The sequence below is a fragment of the Pelomonas aquatica genome (genome assembly GCF_026712205.1).
GTDB classification, from domain to species: Bacteria; Pseudomonadota; Gammaproteobacteria; order Burkholderiales; family Burkholderiaceae_C; genus Pelomonas; species Pelomonas aquatica.
Map to the genome: position 1 here is coordinate 36,751 of NZ_JAPPUW010000032.1, position 12,882 is coordinate 49,632.

Sequence of the window (12,882 nt, forward strand, 5' to 3'; positions counted from 1 at the left end):
AATTTCGACTTGGCGCAGACAGGTGATGGGCGGTCAGTTGGCGGTGCAGTGACGCCATTCCGGCCGGTCGACGACGACATTCAAGGCGAGCTCCGCGGCGATGGCCACCGGCAGATGGCGCAGGTGCAGCGCCAACACGGCCAGGTCGTGGACCGCGAGCGCCCAGCCCGCGTGAAGAGGCCCGGCGCACTCAGCCATGCGCCCGGTCCTCGGCGTCGCACCGCTCGCGCGAGTTGGCATCGGTGCGGTACACCAGCGCAAGCTGCCGTGCCAAGTTCGGGACGAACTTCAGCGGCTGCGCGACGATGCTGCTGCTGCCGCCGGCGCGCGCGATGAGGCTGTCCACCAGCGGACGGTCCGGGCTCTTGGGGCACACAGGATCGGTGGCGTCAGCAGCGCCGGTGATCAGATAGGCTTGGCACCGGCAGCCGCCGAAGTCGTGCGTGTGCTGATCGCAGCTGCGACAGGTATCGCTCAGCCAGGCAGAGCCGCGGTAGAGATTGAAGGTGGAGCTCTCGTACCAGATCTCGCTCAAGCTGCGGTCCTGCACGAAAGGTATATCAAGACCCGGCAGAACGCGCGCGCTGTGGCACGGCAACGCGGCGCCATCGGGCGCAACCAGCAGGAAAACCGCGCCCCAACCGTTCATGCATGCCTTCGGTCTCGCATCCTGATAGTCGGGAGAGACCCAGAGGATCTTCATGCGGCCGGCGAGGCGCGCGCGGTGGTCGTCGACGATGGCCTCCGCATGGACCAGGTCCTCGCGCGTGGGCATCAGCGCCTCGCGGTTCAGCCATGCCCAGCCGTAGTACTGCGTGTTGGCCAGCTCGAGGAAGTCTGCACCCATAGCCTCGGCCATGGCGATGATGCGCCCCACGTGCGGCAGGTTGTAGCGGTGCATCACGCAGTTCAGCACCATCGGGTAGCCCAGCCCCTTGATGATGCCGGCCACCTTGGCCTTCAGATCGAAGCTGCGCGTGGATGAGAGGAAGTCATTCAGCTCGCGGGTCGAGTCTTGGAAGGACAGCTGAATGTGATCGAGACCTGCCTCCTTCAAGGCGCGGGCTCGCGACTCGGTCAGGCCGATGCCGGAAGTGATGAGGTTGACGTAGAAGCCCAGCCCGTGGGCATGGGCCACGATCTCCTCGAGGTCGTCGCGCAGCAACGGCTCGCCGCCAGAGAGCCCGAGCTGCACTGCGCCCATCGCGCGCCCCTCGCTCAGCACCCTCCGCCATTCAGCGGTGCTCAACTCGTTGCCATGGCGTGCGTAGTCCAAGGGGTTGGAGCAGAACACGCAGTGCAACGGGCAGCGGTAGGTAAGCTCCGCCAACAGCCACAGCGGGGGGCCGACCATCTTGCCTTCAGCTGATCCAACCGCGTTCATAGGCGTGGCGCACGAAATTGCAGATGTCGTCGTGCAGGTCGGACTTGTCGAAACGCTCTTGCAACTCGCGGATCACCTGCTTCACGCTGCGTTGTCCGTCGCAGCAACACAAGATCTCGCTGGCCGGGCCGTTGAGCCGCACCATGCCTTCCGGATAGAGCAGCACCCAACTCTGCTGCACTGCCTCGTACTGCAGTCGGTACAACGACGACAGCGCCGGCTTGAGTTCCAGGAGCCGCTGTACCGAAACGCTGTTCACGGCCTCACCTGCTCGGGTAAGTCGTCGGGATAAGCTCGCTCGATAGCATCGAGCATGGCCCACAGGATGTCGAGCTTGAACTGCACGATCTCCAGCGCTCGCTTCTGGCGGCCAAGGCTGCCGCACCAGGTCTTCGCGATCTCCAGGCCGTGCTGCACGTCGCGCTCGGCGAGCGATATGCGGCCGCGGAAGTAGTGCAGCCCCTCGGGATCGATCCACGGGTAGTGCCCGGGCCAGCCCACCAGCCGGTCGGCATGGATCTTCGGCGCGAAGAGCTCCGTCAGCGAGGAGATCGCCGCCTCCTGCCACGGCGCCTGGCGCGCGAAGTTGACGTAGGCATCAACTGCGAAGCGCACGCCGGGCTGCACATGGACGCACGACCACAGATCTTGACGGCTCAGACCCACGGCTAAACCAAGGCGCACCCAAGCTTCGATGCCTCCCGCCCTGGCGCCTTCGTGATCGCCGCGGCCGTCGTGATCGATCAGGCGTTCGATCCAGCGGCGGCGCACCGCGCGATCGCTGCAATTGGAGAGGATTGCAGCATCCTTGATCGGGATGCACAGCTGGTAATAGAAGCGGTTCGCCACCCAGCCGCGCACCTGGAACGGCTTCAACTCGCCGCGGTTCAGGCGCTGGTTGAATGGATGATGGATGTGGTAGCCGCGTTCCAGCGCTCGAAGCTTCTGCTCGAACTCGTCCACGGTCCAGCAGGCTTCGCTCACAGCTCGATCTCCATGCCGTCGTGGGCGACCTCAATGCCGCACAGCGCAAGAATCCGCCGCTGTTCGCCGCATTCGTCGAGGATTGGATTGCTGTTGTTGATGTGGATGAGCACCTTGCGTCGCGTGCTCAGCCTGTCCAACACGGCGAGCATCCCCGGCGGCCCAGAGCGCCCGGTTTGCGACAGATGGCCCATGTCACTGGCAGACCGCGCGCCCAGGCCGGCGTCGATCATTTCGTCTTCGGTCCAGAACGTGCCGTCGACCATCACGCAGTCGGCCTCTTGCATCCACGCCAGCTCCGGATCGCCTACGTGTGCCAGTCCCGGAGCGTAGAAGACGCGTTTTCCTGTATTTGCGTCCTCGATCAGCAGGGCGATGTTGTCGCCCGCAGAGGCGCCCCAGCGGCGCGTCGAGTAGAGAGGCACGCTGCCGGGGATCGCCAGCGCCCGAACCTTGATCCCAGGGAAGCCCTCGACGTCCAGCGCTGCAGCGGTTTGCTCTCCGCCGATGGGGATCCTGTGCCAGCGCACACCGCAATAGTGACCCAGCGTAGTCAGGATAGGCAGTCCGCCGGACAGATCCTCGAACACCGATGACGTGCAGTACAACTCGAGGGGCGCTCCCTCGCGCAGGCTCAGCAGGCCAGTCGTGTGATCGACCTGAGCGTCTGTCAGCAAGACCGCGCGGATGGGACTGCCACGCAGGCCGCCACGCGGGTGTAACGCCGCGTTGCTGCGGATCTGGTGGCCAAGATCGGGGGACGCATTCAGCAGCAGCCAATGCTCCCCGTTGGGCGAAACGGCGATGGAACTTTGAGTACGGGCGGACGCCTGCAGGGTTCCGCTGCGCTGGCCGTTGCACAGCCTGCAGTTGCAGTTCCACTGCGGATAGCCGCCACCCGCACCTGAGCCAAGAACGAGGATCTTCATGGTCGTTGGGAGGTCATCGTCCGCAAGCTCGCCTCGGGGCGTCAGCGCGCCGCGACGTACATCGTGATCTCGAAGCCGAATCGAAAATCTTGGTATGCGGGGGTAGTCCAGGTCATGAGAATCTCCTTGGTGGGGCGATGGATGGGGCGAGGAAGAATGTGTGCACTTATGGCGGTGGATCTAAGTCATTGAGCAGCCTCCGGTGCGCGCAGGAGAAGGTGCGCCGTCCCTGGCAGGCCAGGGACGGTCAACCAACCACCTGCTCTCTTTGGGAACTCGGTTGACATGTCGACTGACCGCAGGAGATGACACGCGGGGTTGCGTACTCTCGACCGAGCATGGCCCGGGCGAAGAAGTAGTTGCTGCGGTGGCGCTCGCTGAGCGCATTGATATCGACCTGGCCTTCTTCGTCACAAGGGAAGACGAGGCCTCGGCCATCGCTGAAGAGCGACTCGAACCTGACCTCGAAATGCGATGACGGGATGTTGGCGTGCGAGATGTTCATGATCTGCTCCTTCGGCGCAAACGGACAGCGTTGCTGAGCCCTCTGGCGATGTCCTGGCTAGATGGCCCAGCCTGTCGTTTCATTTGATGCAAGTTTGGTCTATCGACCAATAAAAATCAACATCCAAGCGGCAGTAGAAACCCGCAAATATGGTCGCATGCACAATAATAAAAGTTCAGCCTCTGGAGAGCCGGAAGCTGGAGGGCGTTGTCCGACGCCCCCTACGCACAAGGGGCTGGCCTTCACCGGTTGCCCGCTGAAACCCCTGTCCGCCATGTCCGGCGCGCACCGCGCTGTCGCTGAAACAGGCAGAATGTTGTTCCATCGACCAGCGACGCGCGCGCCCTCCGGCCACAGGACCCAAGACATGACCAAGCCAGCAGGCCCAGACCACGAAGCCGACGACGCTGCGGCAGCAGTCCCGAGCGGTGTTCGCGCCGCGCAGTCGGAGCGCCGACGTGCGGACATCCTGAAAGCCTCCGCCGACGTCCTCGCGGAGGGTTACGCCGACTTCTCCCTGCGCAAGGTGGCCGCCGCGGCCGGTGTGCGCCTGAACACGGTGCAACACCACTTCGGCGACCTGGACTCGCTCGTGCTCGCGACGGTCGAGTCCTTGCTGGGGCGTTTCCTGCCCCGCATGCGACAGCTGGCTGCGGGCCAATACGACTCGCCCAGCGACGACCTGATGGTGTTCCTGGACGAAGCGTGGGTGGCGATTCGTGACACGAACATCCGGACCTTCAGCATCGAAGTCTGGGCCATGGGACTGCACCGGCCCTCCATCGGGCAGTTGGTCAGGCAGCTCTATACGGAGTACCGAAACTCGGTGGCGGCCATCGTGCATCGAGTCAATCCCGGCCTGACGGACACCGAGCTCCAGACGCTGGCCATGCTGATCTGCAGCTGGACGGAGGGCGCCATGGTCACGTCACACTGGAGCGATGGCGAAGCACCTTCGCTGAGCTTCGTCAGCCTTCGCATGAAGGCCGCCTGTCTCGCGTTGATTGCCCCCGCCGAGAACGCCGACCAGCGGCGACTCGCCCGCCAGGCCTGAACGCGCCGCCACGGCCGGGCAATCCGCGGAAGTCAACGGCGCGCGGCCGGATTCGCGACACCCACCAGCGCCAGCGAGGCCGACTTCATCCGGATGCTCAGCAGGCTCAAAGAGGGCACCCTTTCCCCGCCCCAGTGAGCCATCACCAGCGCGCCTTCGGTCCATGAGCAGATCAGCCGGGCCAGCACGCCGGCCTCGGCGTCCGTCAAGGCCGGGTTCACGCGCCGCAGGATCGCCGCCAGCGATGCCTGATATTCGCTGTACATCTGCTTGACCATCCCCTCGATGGCGGGCCGGCGCAAGGCCATCGTCCACAGTTCGAAGAAGAACACCCGGACGACCGCCTTCCGGATCGCGAGCCAGGCTTCGTCGAGGAAGACCAGCAGATCGTCGACGGGATCTTCGTTCTGGCCTCGACCCAGTTCCACGAAACGGGTCAGCAACTCGCGGCCGACGAATTCGAGCGTGGCATGGAGCAGGGAGTCGAGATCCTTGAAGTGATGCTGCACGGTATTGAGGCGCACGTCGGCCGCCGCCGCGACCTTGCGCAGGGAGAAGTCCGCGAAGCCCTCTGAAAGCACCTTGCCGGAAGCCTTCAGGATGTCCCGGCGACGGCGCTCGGACTGCAGCGCACGAGCGCCGCGAACCGGCACCTCGGTTTGCGGCCTGTCCGTTTCGTCAACCCTTGATGCCTTCGCCATGCCCAGCCCTCTCCGGCCCCCGGCATGAGCCGCAAGCCTTGTGGTCAAACGAACAACTTCATTGTTATCACAATGATAATTGTGCTTGGTCATTTGTACAATTTTAATGTACAAAGAACGACCAACAAGGAGCATGCTCGTGACAGAGGCTTGGAACCGCGAAGCTGAGATCGGCGCTGCCCTGGACCCGTCTGGCCACGCCCCCCGTCAACCCCCGCGCGCCTTCGGCGTCCGTCTGCCGAGGCTGTTGCAGCGCGTCCATCCGTCCATCGCGGCACGGCTCCATCTGGGGTTCGGGCTGGTGCTGCTGATGCTGCTCGCGGTTGGCGCCACGGGCTGGGTACAGACGGGCGCGATGTCCGCGGTGGCCCGGCAACTCGTCGAGGAGCATGCGCAACGCGAAACGCTGGCGAGCGACATGCAGATCGCGGTGCAGGACATGGTCATCGTGCTGGGCGGCCTGCGCGAGGCGGATGCGCCCGACGAGATCAAGCGCCTGCAGGACGACTACCGGGCCACGGTGGAGCGCTATACCGATGCGAATGCAAAGCTCGCACGGCTGTCCGCGTCGAGCGAGGCGGCACCGTGGAGCAAGCCGGCGGATGCCGTCCACGCGGCCGAGGCGGAGGCGCTTCCGCTGTTCGACAAGATGTCCGGGCTGGCCGGCACCGTGGACCGTGCGACGCTGACCGATTTCTATTCCACCCAGGTCTCCAACCCCCAGGCGCAATGGATGGACAGCCTCGCCACGCTGCGCGTGGCGATGGGCGAGTCCATGAGCGCCGCCGCCACCGAATCGTCACGGAGTGCCCGGGTGTCGCAATGGGTCACCGTCGTGATGGCCTGCGTGGCGCTCACCACCGGACTGCTGTTCGCGATCCTGATATCGCGCAGCATCACGCGGCCGCTTCGCCAGGCGGTCGCGCTGTCGAGGCGGGTCGCGCAGGGCGATGTTTCTGCGCAGGCGCGCTCACACCAGCTGGATGAAGTCGGTGCGCTGTTGAATGCGCTCGCGGACATGCAGGACGGGCTTCGCCGCCTCGTCGGCGACGTGCGCCAGTGCGCGGACAGCATCGGCGTGGCCAGCGACGAAGTGGCGGCGGGGAACTCGGACCTGTCCGGCCGCACGGAGCGCACCGCCGGCAAATTGCAGGAGACCGCTTCGTCGCTGCAGGAGCTGACCGGTGCCGTGCAGCAGAGCGCCGCATCCGCGGCGATGGCGAACCAGCTGGCGAGCTCGGCGTCGCAGACCGCCCAACGCGGCGGCCAGGTGGTGGAGCAGGTCGTGGCCAATATGGACGAAATCTCGGCGGCCAGCCGCAGGATCGCCGACATCCTCGGCCTGATCGACGGCATTGCGTTCCAGACCAACATCCTGGCGCTCAACGCCGCCGTCGAGGCCGCCCGCGCCGGCGAGCAGGGCCGGGGCTTTGCCGTGGTGGCCGCAGAGGTTCGCGCGCTGGCGCAGCGGTCGGCCAATGCCGCGGGCGACATCAAGCGCCTGATCGACAACAGCGTCGAGCGGGTTCAGGCCGGCACGCAGCTCGTCAGGCAGGCGGGCGACACGATGACCGAAATCACATCGGCCGTGCGCCAGCTCACCGATGCCATGGAGAACATCACCGCCGCGACGGCCGAACAGAGTTCGGGCATCGCCGAGGTGCACAGCGCCGTCGCGCTGCTGGACCAGGCCACCCAACAGAACGCCGCGCTGGTCGAGCAAAGTGCCGCGGCTTCCGAATGCCTGCGCAGCCAGTCCGCGCACCTGAACGCGTTGATGACGGCGTTCCGCCTCGCTCCGGATCAGGAGCAGCTCCCACAGGAGAAACAGACATGACATCGACAAAGCCCGGCGCGCTGGCCGGCAAGCGCGCGCTGGTGACGGGCGCTTCGAGCGGCCTCGGCGCCCACTTCGCCGTGCTGCTCGCGGCGCACGGCGCCGAGGTCGTCATCGCGGCGCGCCGCATGGATTCGCTGGCCGACGTCGCACGGCGCGTCGAAGCGCATGGCGTCGCGCGCTGCCTTCGCCTGGACGTCACGGACGCGGCCTCGCGGCAAGAACTCGCCGCAGCCGCAGGCCCCATCGACATCCTCGTCAACAACGCCGGCGTGGTGCGCGAGACGCCGGCCCTGTCGCACAGCGAGGACGACTGGGACGCCGTGCTCGACACCAACCTCAAGGGCATGTTCTTCCTGGCCCAGGCGCTGGCACCGGGCATGCGCGAGCGCGGTGGCGGCAGCATCATCAACGTGGCCTCCATCCTGGGCCTGCGGCAGGCCGCGGGCGTGGTGTCGTATGCGGTGTCCAAGGCCGGCGTCATCCAGCTCACCCAGGCGCTCGCACTGGAGTGGGCGCGCCACGGCATCCGCGTGAACGCGCTCGCCCCCGGCTATATGGAGACCGAGCTCAACCGGCATTTCTGGCAGAGCGAAGCCGGACAGGCCCTGATCAAACGCATCCCCCAGCGCCGCCTCGGCCAGCTGCACGAACTCGACGGGCCGCTGCTGCTGCTGGCGTCGGACGCTTCGCGCTACATGACCGGCGCCGTGCTCGCCGTCGACGGCGGCCATCTCGTCAGCACCCTGTGAAGGACATCCACATGTTCACCCCCTGCCCCACCGAACGCAGCCAGGCGATGGCCGACCGCGTCGAGGCTTTCGTGCGGGACGTCGTGATCCCGTACGAGCGCGACCCGCGGGCCGGCGCACACGGCCCCGAAGCCGGCCTGGTCGCCGAACTGCGGGCGAAGGCCGTTGCCGCCGGCGTGCTGACGCCGCAGCTCCTGCCCGACGGCGGCCACATGACCCACCTCGAGACCGCCGCCATCCTCAAGCGCGCGGGGCTCTCGCCGCTGGGCCCCGTGGCCACCAACACGATGGCGCCGGACGAAGGCAACATCTTCCTGCTCGGCAAGGTGGCGACACCGGCACAGAAGCGCCGCTTCCTGGACAAGCTCATCACGGGCCAGGCCCGCTCGGCCTTCTACATGACCGAGCCGGCCTCCGAAGGCGGCGCGGGCTCGGACCCTTCGATGCTCGCAACCACCGCCCGGCGCGACGGGGCCGACTGGGTGCTGGACGGGCGCAAGATGTTCATCACCGGTGCGCAGGGCGCCGAGGTCGGCATCGTGATGGCCCGCACCGGACAGGGCGAGCAGGCGAAGGCCACCATGTTCCTCGTCGACCTGCCCGACCCGGCGATACGCGTCGAGCGCGTGCTCGACACCATCGACAGCTCGATGCCCGGTGGGCATTCCCTGATCGTCATCGACGGCCTGCGCGTCCCGGCGGACCAGATCCTCGGCGAGGTCGACGAGGGCTTTCGCTACGCGCAGCTGCGGCTCGCGCCGGCGCGGCTGTCGCACTGCATGCGCTGGTTCGGCGCCGTCGTGCGCGCGCAGGAAATCTCCACCGCCTACGCCACCACGCGCAAGGCCTTCGGCAAGCTGCTGGTCGACCACGAGGGCGTTGGCTTCATGCTGGCGGACAACCTGATCGAGCTGCAGCAGGCGGCCCTGATGATCGACTGGTGCGCGGGCGTGCTCGATGCCGGCGCCACGGGCAGCGTCGAGAGCTCGATGACCAAGGTGGCGGTTTCCGAGGCGCTGTTCCGCATCGCCGATCGCTGCGTGCAGATCATGGGTGGCATGGGCGTCTCGCGCGACACCGTCGTCGAGCAGGTGTTCCGCGAGCTGCGCGCCTTCCGCATCTACGACGGCCCCACCGAGGTCCACAAATGGTCGCTGGCCAAGAAGATCAAGCGCGACGCGCTGGCAGGGGCATCGCATGGCTGAAGCAAGCTCCGACTTCGCCGGCACCACGCCCGTGCGCGAGCAGCATCGCTTCGACGAAGCCCGCCTCGCTCAGTGGATGGCCGCCCACATCCCGGGGTTTGCCGGGCCCATGCATGTCGAGCAGTTCAAGGGCGGGCAGTCGAACCCCACCTACCGGCTGCGCACGCCGGGCGCCGACTATGTGCTGCGCCGCAAGCCGCCCGGCGCGCTGCTGAAGGGTGCCCATGCCGTGGAGCGCGAGGCGCGCGTGATGGCCGAGCTGGGGGCCGTCGGCTACCCCGTTCCGCGCGTTCATGCCCTGTGCACCGACGAGGGCGTGATCGGCAGCTGGTTCTATGTGATGGACATGGTCGAGGGGCGCATCTTCTGGGATGCGAGCTTCTCGACGCTGCCCCGCGATGAGCGCCCCGCCATGCTGGATGCGATGAACGCCGCGCTCGCCGCCCTGCATCGCATCGATCCGGCCGCGGTCGGCCTGGCCGACTATGGCCGCCCCGGTGGCTATGTCGCCCGGCAGCTGGCGCGCTGGTCGCAGCAGTATCTGGACGACGAACTCGCCGGCCGCCACCCGGCCATGGACCGCCTGGTCGATTGGCTCCGGGAGCACCTGCCGGCGTCCGGCGAGACGGCGATCACGCATGGCGACTTCCGCGTCGACAACATGATCTTCCACCCCACCGAGCCGCGCGTGCTGGCGGTGCTGGACTGGGAGCTCTCGACGCTGGGCGACCCGCTGGCCGACTTCGCCTATCACGCCATGATGTACCGCATGCCTCCCGACATCCTCGGCGGCATCGCCGGCGTCGACCTGCAGGCGGCCGGCCTGCCGGACGAGGCCGCCTACGTCGCGGCCTACTGCCGCCGCACCGGCCGTGACGGCATCCCTGACCTCGACTACTACATCAGCTTCAACATGTTCCGCTTCGCCGCGATCCTGCATGGCATCAAGGGGCGCGTGGCCCGCGGGACGGCCGCCAGCGCCGACGGCGAGGTCATGGGCGAACGGTTTGCCCGCGTCGCGACGATCGCCTGGGAGCAGGCCTCGCGTGTTCATCGCTAGCCCGATGCGTCTTCAAGACATGCCGCCACCAGAGAGTCGAACCTCATGCGCATCCTCGTGTTCATCAGCTGCCTGGCCTATCCCGCGCTTTCGTTCGGACAGTCGGGGCCTTCCACCCTGAACGACCTGCAGGCCCTGCCGCCGGTCGTCGTCACCGCGACGCGCACCGAGCTGGCCGCCTTCGATGCACCCGCCTCGATCAGCCGCATCTCCAACGAGGAAATCCGCGGCGGCCACGCGCTGGTCAACATCTCCGAGGCCCTCGGCGGCGTGCCGGGCCTGCTCGCGCGCGACCGGCAGAACTACGCGCAGGACGTGCAGATTTCGGTGCGCGGCTTCGGCGCGCGCTCGACCTTCGGCATCCGCGGCGTGCGGCTCTATGTGGACGGCATCCCCGCGACGCTGCCGGACGGCCAGGGCCAGATCTCCCATGTCGAGCTGGGCTCGGTCGACCACATCGAGGTGCTGCGCGGCCCGTTCTCGGCGCTGTACGGCAACTCGTCGGGCGGCGTGATCCAGGTCTTCAGCGAGGAAGGCGGCGGCGCGACGCGGCTCGGCTTCGACGTGGCGACGGGCAGCCACGGCGTGCTGCGCGTCGGCGCCAAGGCCTCGGGCACGGTCGGCGGCGTGGGCTTCGTCGTCGGCGCCAGCCGCTTCCGCACCGACGGCTACCGTGACCACAGCGCCGCGGACCGGCGCCTGGGGAATGCCAAGTTCACGCTGCATCCCGATGCCGACAGCAAGCTGACCCTCGTCGTCAACAGCGTCGCGCTGCCCGAGGCGCAGGATCCGATGGGCCTGTCGCGCGCGCAGTTCGAAGCCAACCCGCGTGGGGTCGACCCCTCGGCGCTGGCCTACAACACGCGCAAGACCGTCAACCAGACGCAGGCCGGCCTGATCTACGAGCGGCAGCTCGACGCGGCCAACAGCGTGCAGCTCATGGCCTACGGCGGCCACCGCGGCGCCGAGCAGTTCCAGTCGATCCCGAAGGCTGCCCAGGCCCCGGCCACGCACCCGGGCGGCGTCATCGATCTCGACCGCGACTACCGGGGCGCGGAAGTGCGCTGGACGCTGAAATCCGCGCTGCTCGACGCGCCGCTCACGCTGGTCGGCGGCATTGCCTACGATGGGCTGGACGAACACCGCCGCGGCTACCAGAACTTCATCGGCAACACGCTCGGCGTGGTCGGTGCGCTCCGCCGCGACGAAAACAACACGGTATCGAGCCTCGACGAATACCTGCAGGCCGGCTGGCAGCTCACGCCCAAGTTCAGCCTGAACGCTGGCGTGCGCCACAGCCGCGTGGCCTTCAAGTCGACCGACCACTACATCTCCACCGGCAACCCTGACGACAGCGGCCGCACCGACTACGGTGCCACGCTGCCGGTCGTCGGCGCGATGTATACGCTGAACAGCGACGTTCATCTCTACGCCACCGCAGGCCGCGGTTTCGAGACGCCGACGCTCAACGAACTCGCCTACCGCTCCGGCGGCCAGACCGGCCTGAACTTCGGCCTGCAGGCGGCGACCAGCAACAGCGTGGAGGCCGGCGTCAAGGCGCGCCTCGGCGAAAGCCTGGGCGAACTGAGCGTCGCCGCCTTCGAGACGCGTACCAGGCACGAGATCGTCACGCAGACCAACACCGGCGGCCGCACCACCTACCAGAACGCCGGCGGCACGAAGCGCACCGGCCTGGAACTGGGCTGGTCCGCCAACTGGCTGCAGGACCTGAAGGCGCAGGCCGTCGCGACGCTGCTGACCGCCAAATACACCGACGCCTTCCTCACCTGCACGGCCACGCCCTGCGCGGCTCCGAACGTGCGCATCCCGGCCGGCAACCGCATTCCGGGCATCGCGCGCGGCTCGCTGTTTGCCTCGCTCGGCTGGCTGCCGGCCACCGGCTGGCGCGGCGGCGTGGAACTGCGCCACCTGAGCGGCGTGCCGGTCAACGACGCCAACACCGATGCCGCCGGCAGCTTCACCGTGGCGGCCCTGCACGCGGGCTACAACTACAGCGCAGCGCACTGGGAGCTTTCCGCCTTTGTCCGCTGCGACAACCTGACCGACCGCAAGTACGCCGGCTCTGTGATCGTCAACGAAGGCAACAGCCGCTTCTTCGAGCCAGCGCCGGGGCGCACCTGGTTGCTTGGCACCTCGGCCACGATGCATTTTTAGGCGGCTCATCCAACTATTGAGCTTTACCTAAAGCACGACATCACCACAGCTCAGCTTGCTTCCAGCATGCGGTGATGATCGATTTGCGCTTCTGCCCGCTCTTGAGCTTGCGCCGTGCGGTGTCCTTCAGCTCGCTCAGCGTGTCCGGGCAGAAGTTCGCCAGGGCGTGGCGCTTGATACCAATTCGCGTTCAATATATTAGATACAATTTCCATCCACGCAACATCCGGAGGCGTGGATGAAGAGTCTGATCGTCAGCGACAAGGCCACCATCAGCCGACTGGCCGAGCGGCTCA

Annotated in this window: 14 protein-coding genes and 1 pseudogene; 6 read left to right on the forward strand and 9 right to left on the reverse strand. The window is 67.0% G+C overall.

The features are described 5' to 3' along the window. Window positions 1-33: 33 nt before the first annotated feature. The 7 genes from NYP07_RS22520 to NYP07_RS22545 all read right to left on the reverse strand — a co-directional run bounded on the left by NYP07_RS22520 (window position 34) and on the right by NYP07_RS22545 (window position 3,802). Window positions 34-198, reverse strand: a complete 165-nt coding sequence (locus tag NYP07_RS22520; protein WP_268154192.1) for a hypothetical protein — start codon at window positions 196-198, stop codon at window positions 34-36. Next, window positions 191-1,384, reverse strand: a complete 1,194-nt coding sequence (pqqE, locus tag NYP07_RS22525; protein ID WP_268154194.1) for a pyrroloquinoline quinone biosynthesis protein PqqE — start codon at window positions 1,382-1,384, stop codon at window positions 191-193. The genes NYP07_RS22520 and pqqE overlap by 8 nt, the downstream gene beginning before the upstream one ends. Continuing rightward, window positions 1,362-1,643 carry a pyrroloquinoline quinone biosynthesis peptide chaperone PqqD gene (gene pqqD / locus NYP07_RS22530; RefSeq protein WP_268154197.1) on the reverse strand — a complete coding sequence of 94 codons (282 nt, stop codon included), beginning with the start codon at window positions 1,641-1,643 and terminating at the stop codon, window positions 1,362-1,364. The genes pqqE and pqqD overlap by 23 nt, the downstream gene beginning before the upstream one ends. Further along, window positions 1,640-2,347: a pyrroloquinoline-quinone synthase PqqC gene (gene pqqC / locus NYP07_RS22535; protein WP_268154199.1), complete on the reverse strand. Its 708-nt coding sequence runs from the start codon at window positions 2,345-2,347 to the stop codon at window positions 1,640-1,642. The genes pqqD and pqqC overlap by 4 nt, the downstream gene beginning before the upstream one ends. Window positions 2,348-2,364: 17 nt before the next feature. Further along, entirely contained in the window at window positions 2,365-3,297 is a 933-nt protein-coding gene (gene pqqB / locus NYP07_RS22540; protein ID WP_268154201.1) for a pyrroloquinoline quinone biosynthesis protein PqqB, read from the reverse strand. Between the two features lie 41 nt (window positions 3,298-3,338). Continuing rightward, window positions 3,339-3,413 (reverse strand): pyrroloquinoline quinone precursor peptide PqqA, encoded by a 75-nt coding sequence (pqqA, locus tag NYP07_RS24180; protein WP_378990140.1) that lies wholly within the window; start codon window positions 3,411-3,413, stop codon window positions 3,339-3,341. A 131-nt stretch (window positions 3,414-3,544) separates the two neighbouring features. Then, window positions 3,545-3,802 carry a hypothetical protein gene (locus NYP07_RS22545; RefSeq protein ID WP_268154203.1) on the reverse strand — a complete coding sequence of 86 codons (258 nt, stop codon included), beginning with the start codon at window positions 3,800-3,802 and terminating at the stop codon, window positions 3,545-3,547. A 367-nt stretch (window positions 3,803-4,169) separates the two neighbouring features. Between NYP07_RS22545 and NYP07_RS22550 the strand changes: the two genes are divergently transcribed. Next, window positions 4,170-4,856 carry a TetR/AcrR family transcriptional regulator gene (locus NYP07_RS22550; protein WP_268154205.1) on the forward strand — a complete coding sequence of 229 codons (687 nt, stop codon included), beginning with the start codon at window positions 4,170-4,172 and terminating at the stop codon, window positions 4,854-4,856. A gap of 32 nt (window positions 4,857-4,888) precedes the next feature. On the opposite strand, the gene NYP07_RS22555 is transcribed toward NYP07_RS22550, so the two are convergent. Next, window positions 4,889-5,650, reverse strand: coding sequence for a TetR/AcrR family transcriptional regulator (locus NYP07_RS22555; RefSeq protein ID WP_268154207.1), 762 nt, complete (start codon window positions 5,648-5,650; stop codon window positions 4,889-4,891). 40 nt (window positions 5,651-5,690) lie between these two features. On the opposite strand from NYP07_RS22555, the gene NYP07_RS22560 reads away from it, so the two are divergent. From NYP07_RS22560 to NYP07_RS22580, 5 genes are read left to right on the forward strand one after another with little or no spacing between them, the layout of a single operon-like run. Beyond that, window positions 5,691-7,394 (forward strand): methyl-accepting chemotaxis protein, encoded by a 1,704-nt coding sequence (locus NYP07_RS22560; protein WP_268154209.1) that lies wholly within the window; start codon window positions 5,691-5,693, stop codon window positions 7,392-7,394. Continuing rightward, window positions 7,391-8,146 carry an SDR family NAD(P)-dependent oxidoreductase gene (locus NYP07_RS22565; protein ID WP_268154211.1) on the forward strand — a complete coding sequence of 252 codons (756 nt, stop codon included), beginning with the start codon at window positions 7,391-7,393 and terminating at the stop codon, window positions 8,144-8,146. Before NYP07_RS22560 ends, NYP07_RS22565 begins: the two co-directional genes overlap by 4 nt. A gap of 11 nt (window positions 8,147-8,157) precedes the next feature. Beyond that, window positions 8,158-9,351: an acyl-CoA dehydrogenase family protein gene (locus NYP07_RS22570; protein WP_268154213.1), complete on the forward strand. Its 1,194-nt coding sequence runs from the start codon at window positions 8,158-8,160 to the stop codon at window positions 9,349-9,351. Then, on the forward strand, window positions 9,344-10,411 hold the full coding sequence (locus NYP07_RS22575) for a phosphotransferase family protein (RefSeq protein WP_268154215.1): 1,068 nt from the start codon (window positions 9,344-9,346) through the stop codon (window positions 10,409-10,411). Before NYP07_RS22570 ends, NYP07_RS22575 begins: the two co-directional genes overlap by 8 nt. Before the next feature lie 45 nt (window positions 10,412-10,456). Then, window positions 10,457-12,586, forward strand: a complete 2,130-nt coding sequence (locus tag NYP07_RS22580) for a TonB-dependent receptor (protein ID WP_268154217.1) — start codon at window positions 10,457-10,459, stop codon at window positions 12,584-12,586. A 40-nt stretch (window positions 12,587-12,626) separates the two neighbouring features. Here the strand turns inward: NYP07_RS22580 and NYP07_RS22585 are convergent. Beyond that, window positions 12,627-12,764, reverse strand: a pseudogene (locus NYP07_RS22585) (IS630-like element ISCARN39 family transposase); the annotation flags it as partial. Window positions 12,765-12,882 lie beyond the last annotated feature (118 nt).

Coding starts and splice junctions, on each gene's coding strand:
- NYP07_RS22520 (WP_268154192.1), bottom strand. CDS start 198: ATGGCTGAGTGCGCCGGGCCTCTTCACGCGGGCTGGGCGCTCGCGGTC.
- pqqE (WP_268154194.1), bottom strand. CDS start 1,384: ATGAACGCGGTTGGATCAGCTGAAGGCAAGATGGTCGGCCCCCCGCTG.
- pqqB (WP_268154201.1), bottom strand. CDS start 3,297: ATGAAGATCCTCGTTCTTGGCTCAGGTGCGGGTGGCGGCTATCCGCAG.
- NYP07_RS22545 (WP_268154203.1), bottom strand. CDS start 3,802: ATGAACATCTCGCACGCCAACATCCCGTCATCGCATTTCGAGGTCAGG.
- NYP07_RS22550 (WP_268154205.1), top strand. CDS start 4,170: ATGACCAAGCCAGCAGGCCCAGACCACGAAGCCGACGACGCTGCGGCA.
- NYP07_RS22555 (WP_268154207.1), bottom strand. CDS start 5,650: ATGACCAAGCACAATTATCATTGTGATAACAATGAAGTTGTTCGTTTG.
- NYP07_RS22560 (WP_268154209.1), top strand. CDS start 5,691: ATGCTCGTGACAGAGGCTTGGAACCGCGAAGCTGAGATCGGCGCTGCC.
- NYP07_RS22565 (WP_268154211.1), top strand. CDS start 7,391: ATGACATCGACAAAGCCCGGCGCGCTGGCCGGCAAGCGCGCGCTGGTG.
- NYP07_RS22570 (WP_268154213.1), top strand. CDS start 8,158: ATGTTCACCCCCTGCCCCACCGAACGCAGCCAGGCGATGGCCGACCGC.
- NYP07_RS22575 (WP_268154215.1), top strand. CDS start 9,344: ATGGCTGAAGCAAGCTCCGACTTCGCCGGCACCACGCCCGTGCGCGAG.
- NYP07_RS22580 (WP_268154217.1), top strand. CDS start 10,457: ATGCGCATCCTCGTGTTCATCAGCTGCCTGGCCTATCCCGCGCTTTCG.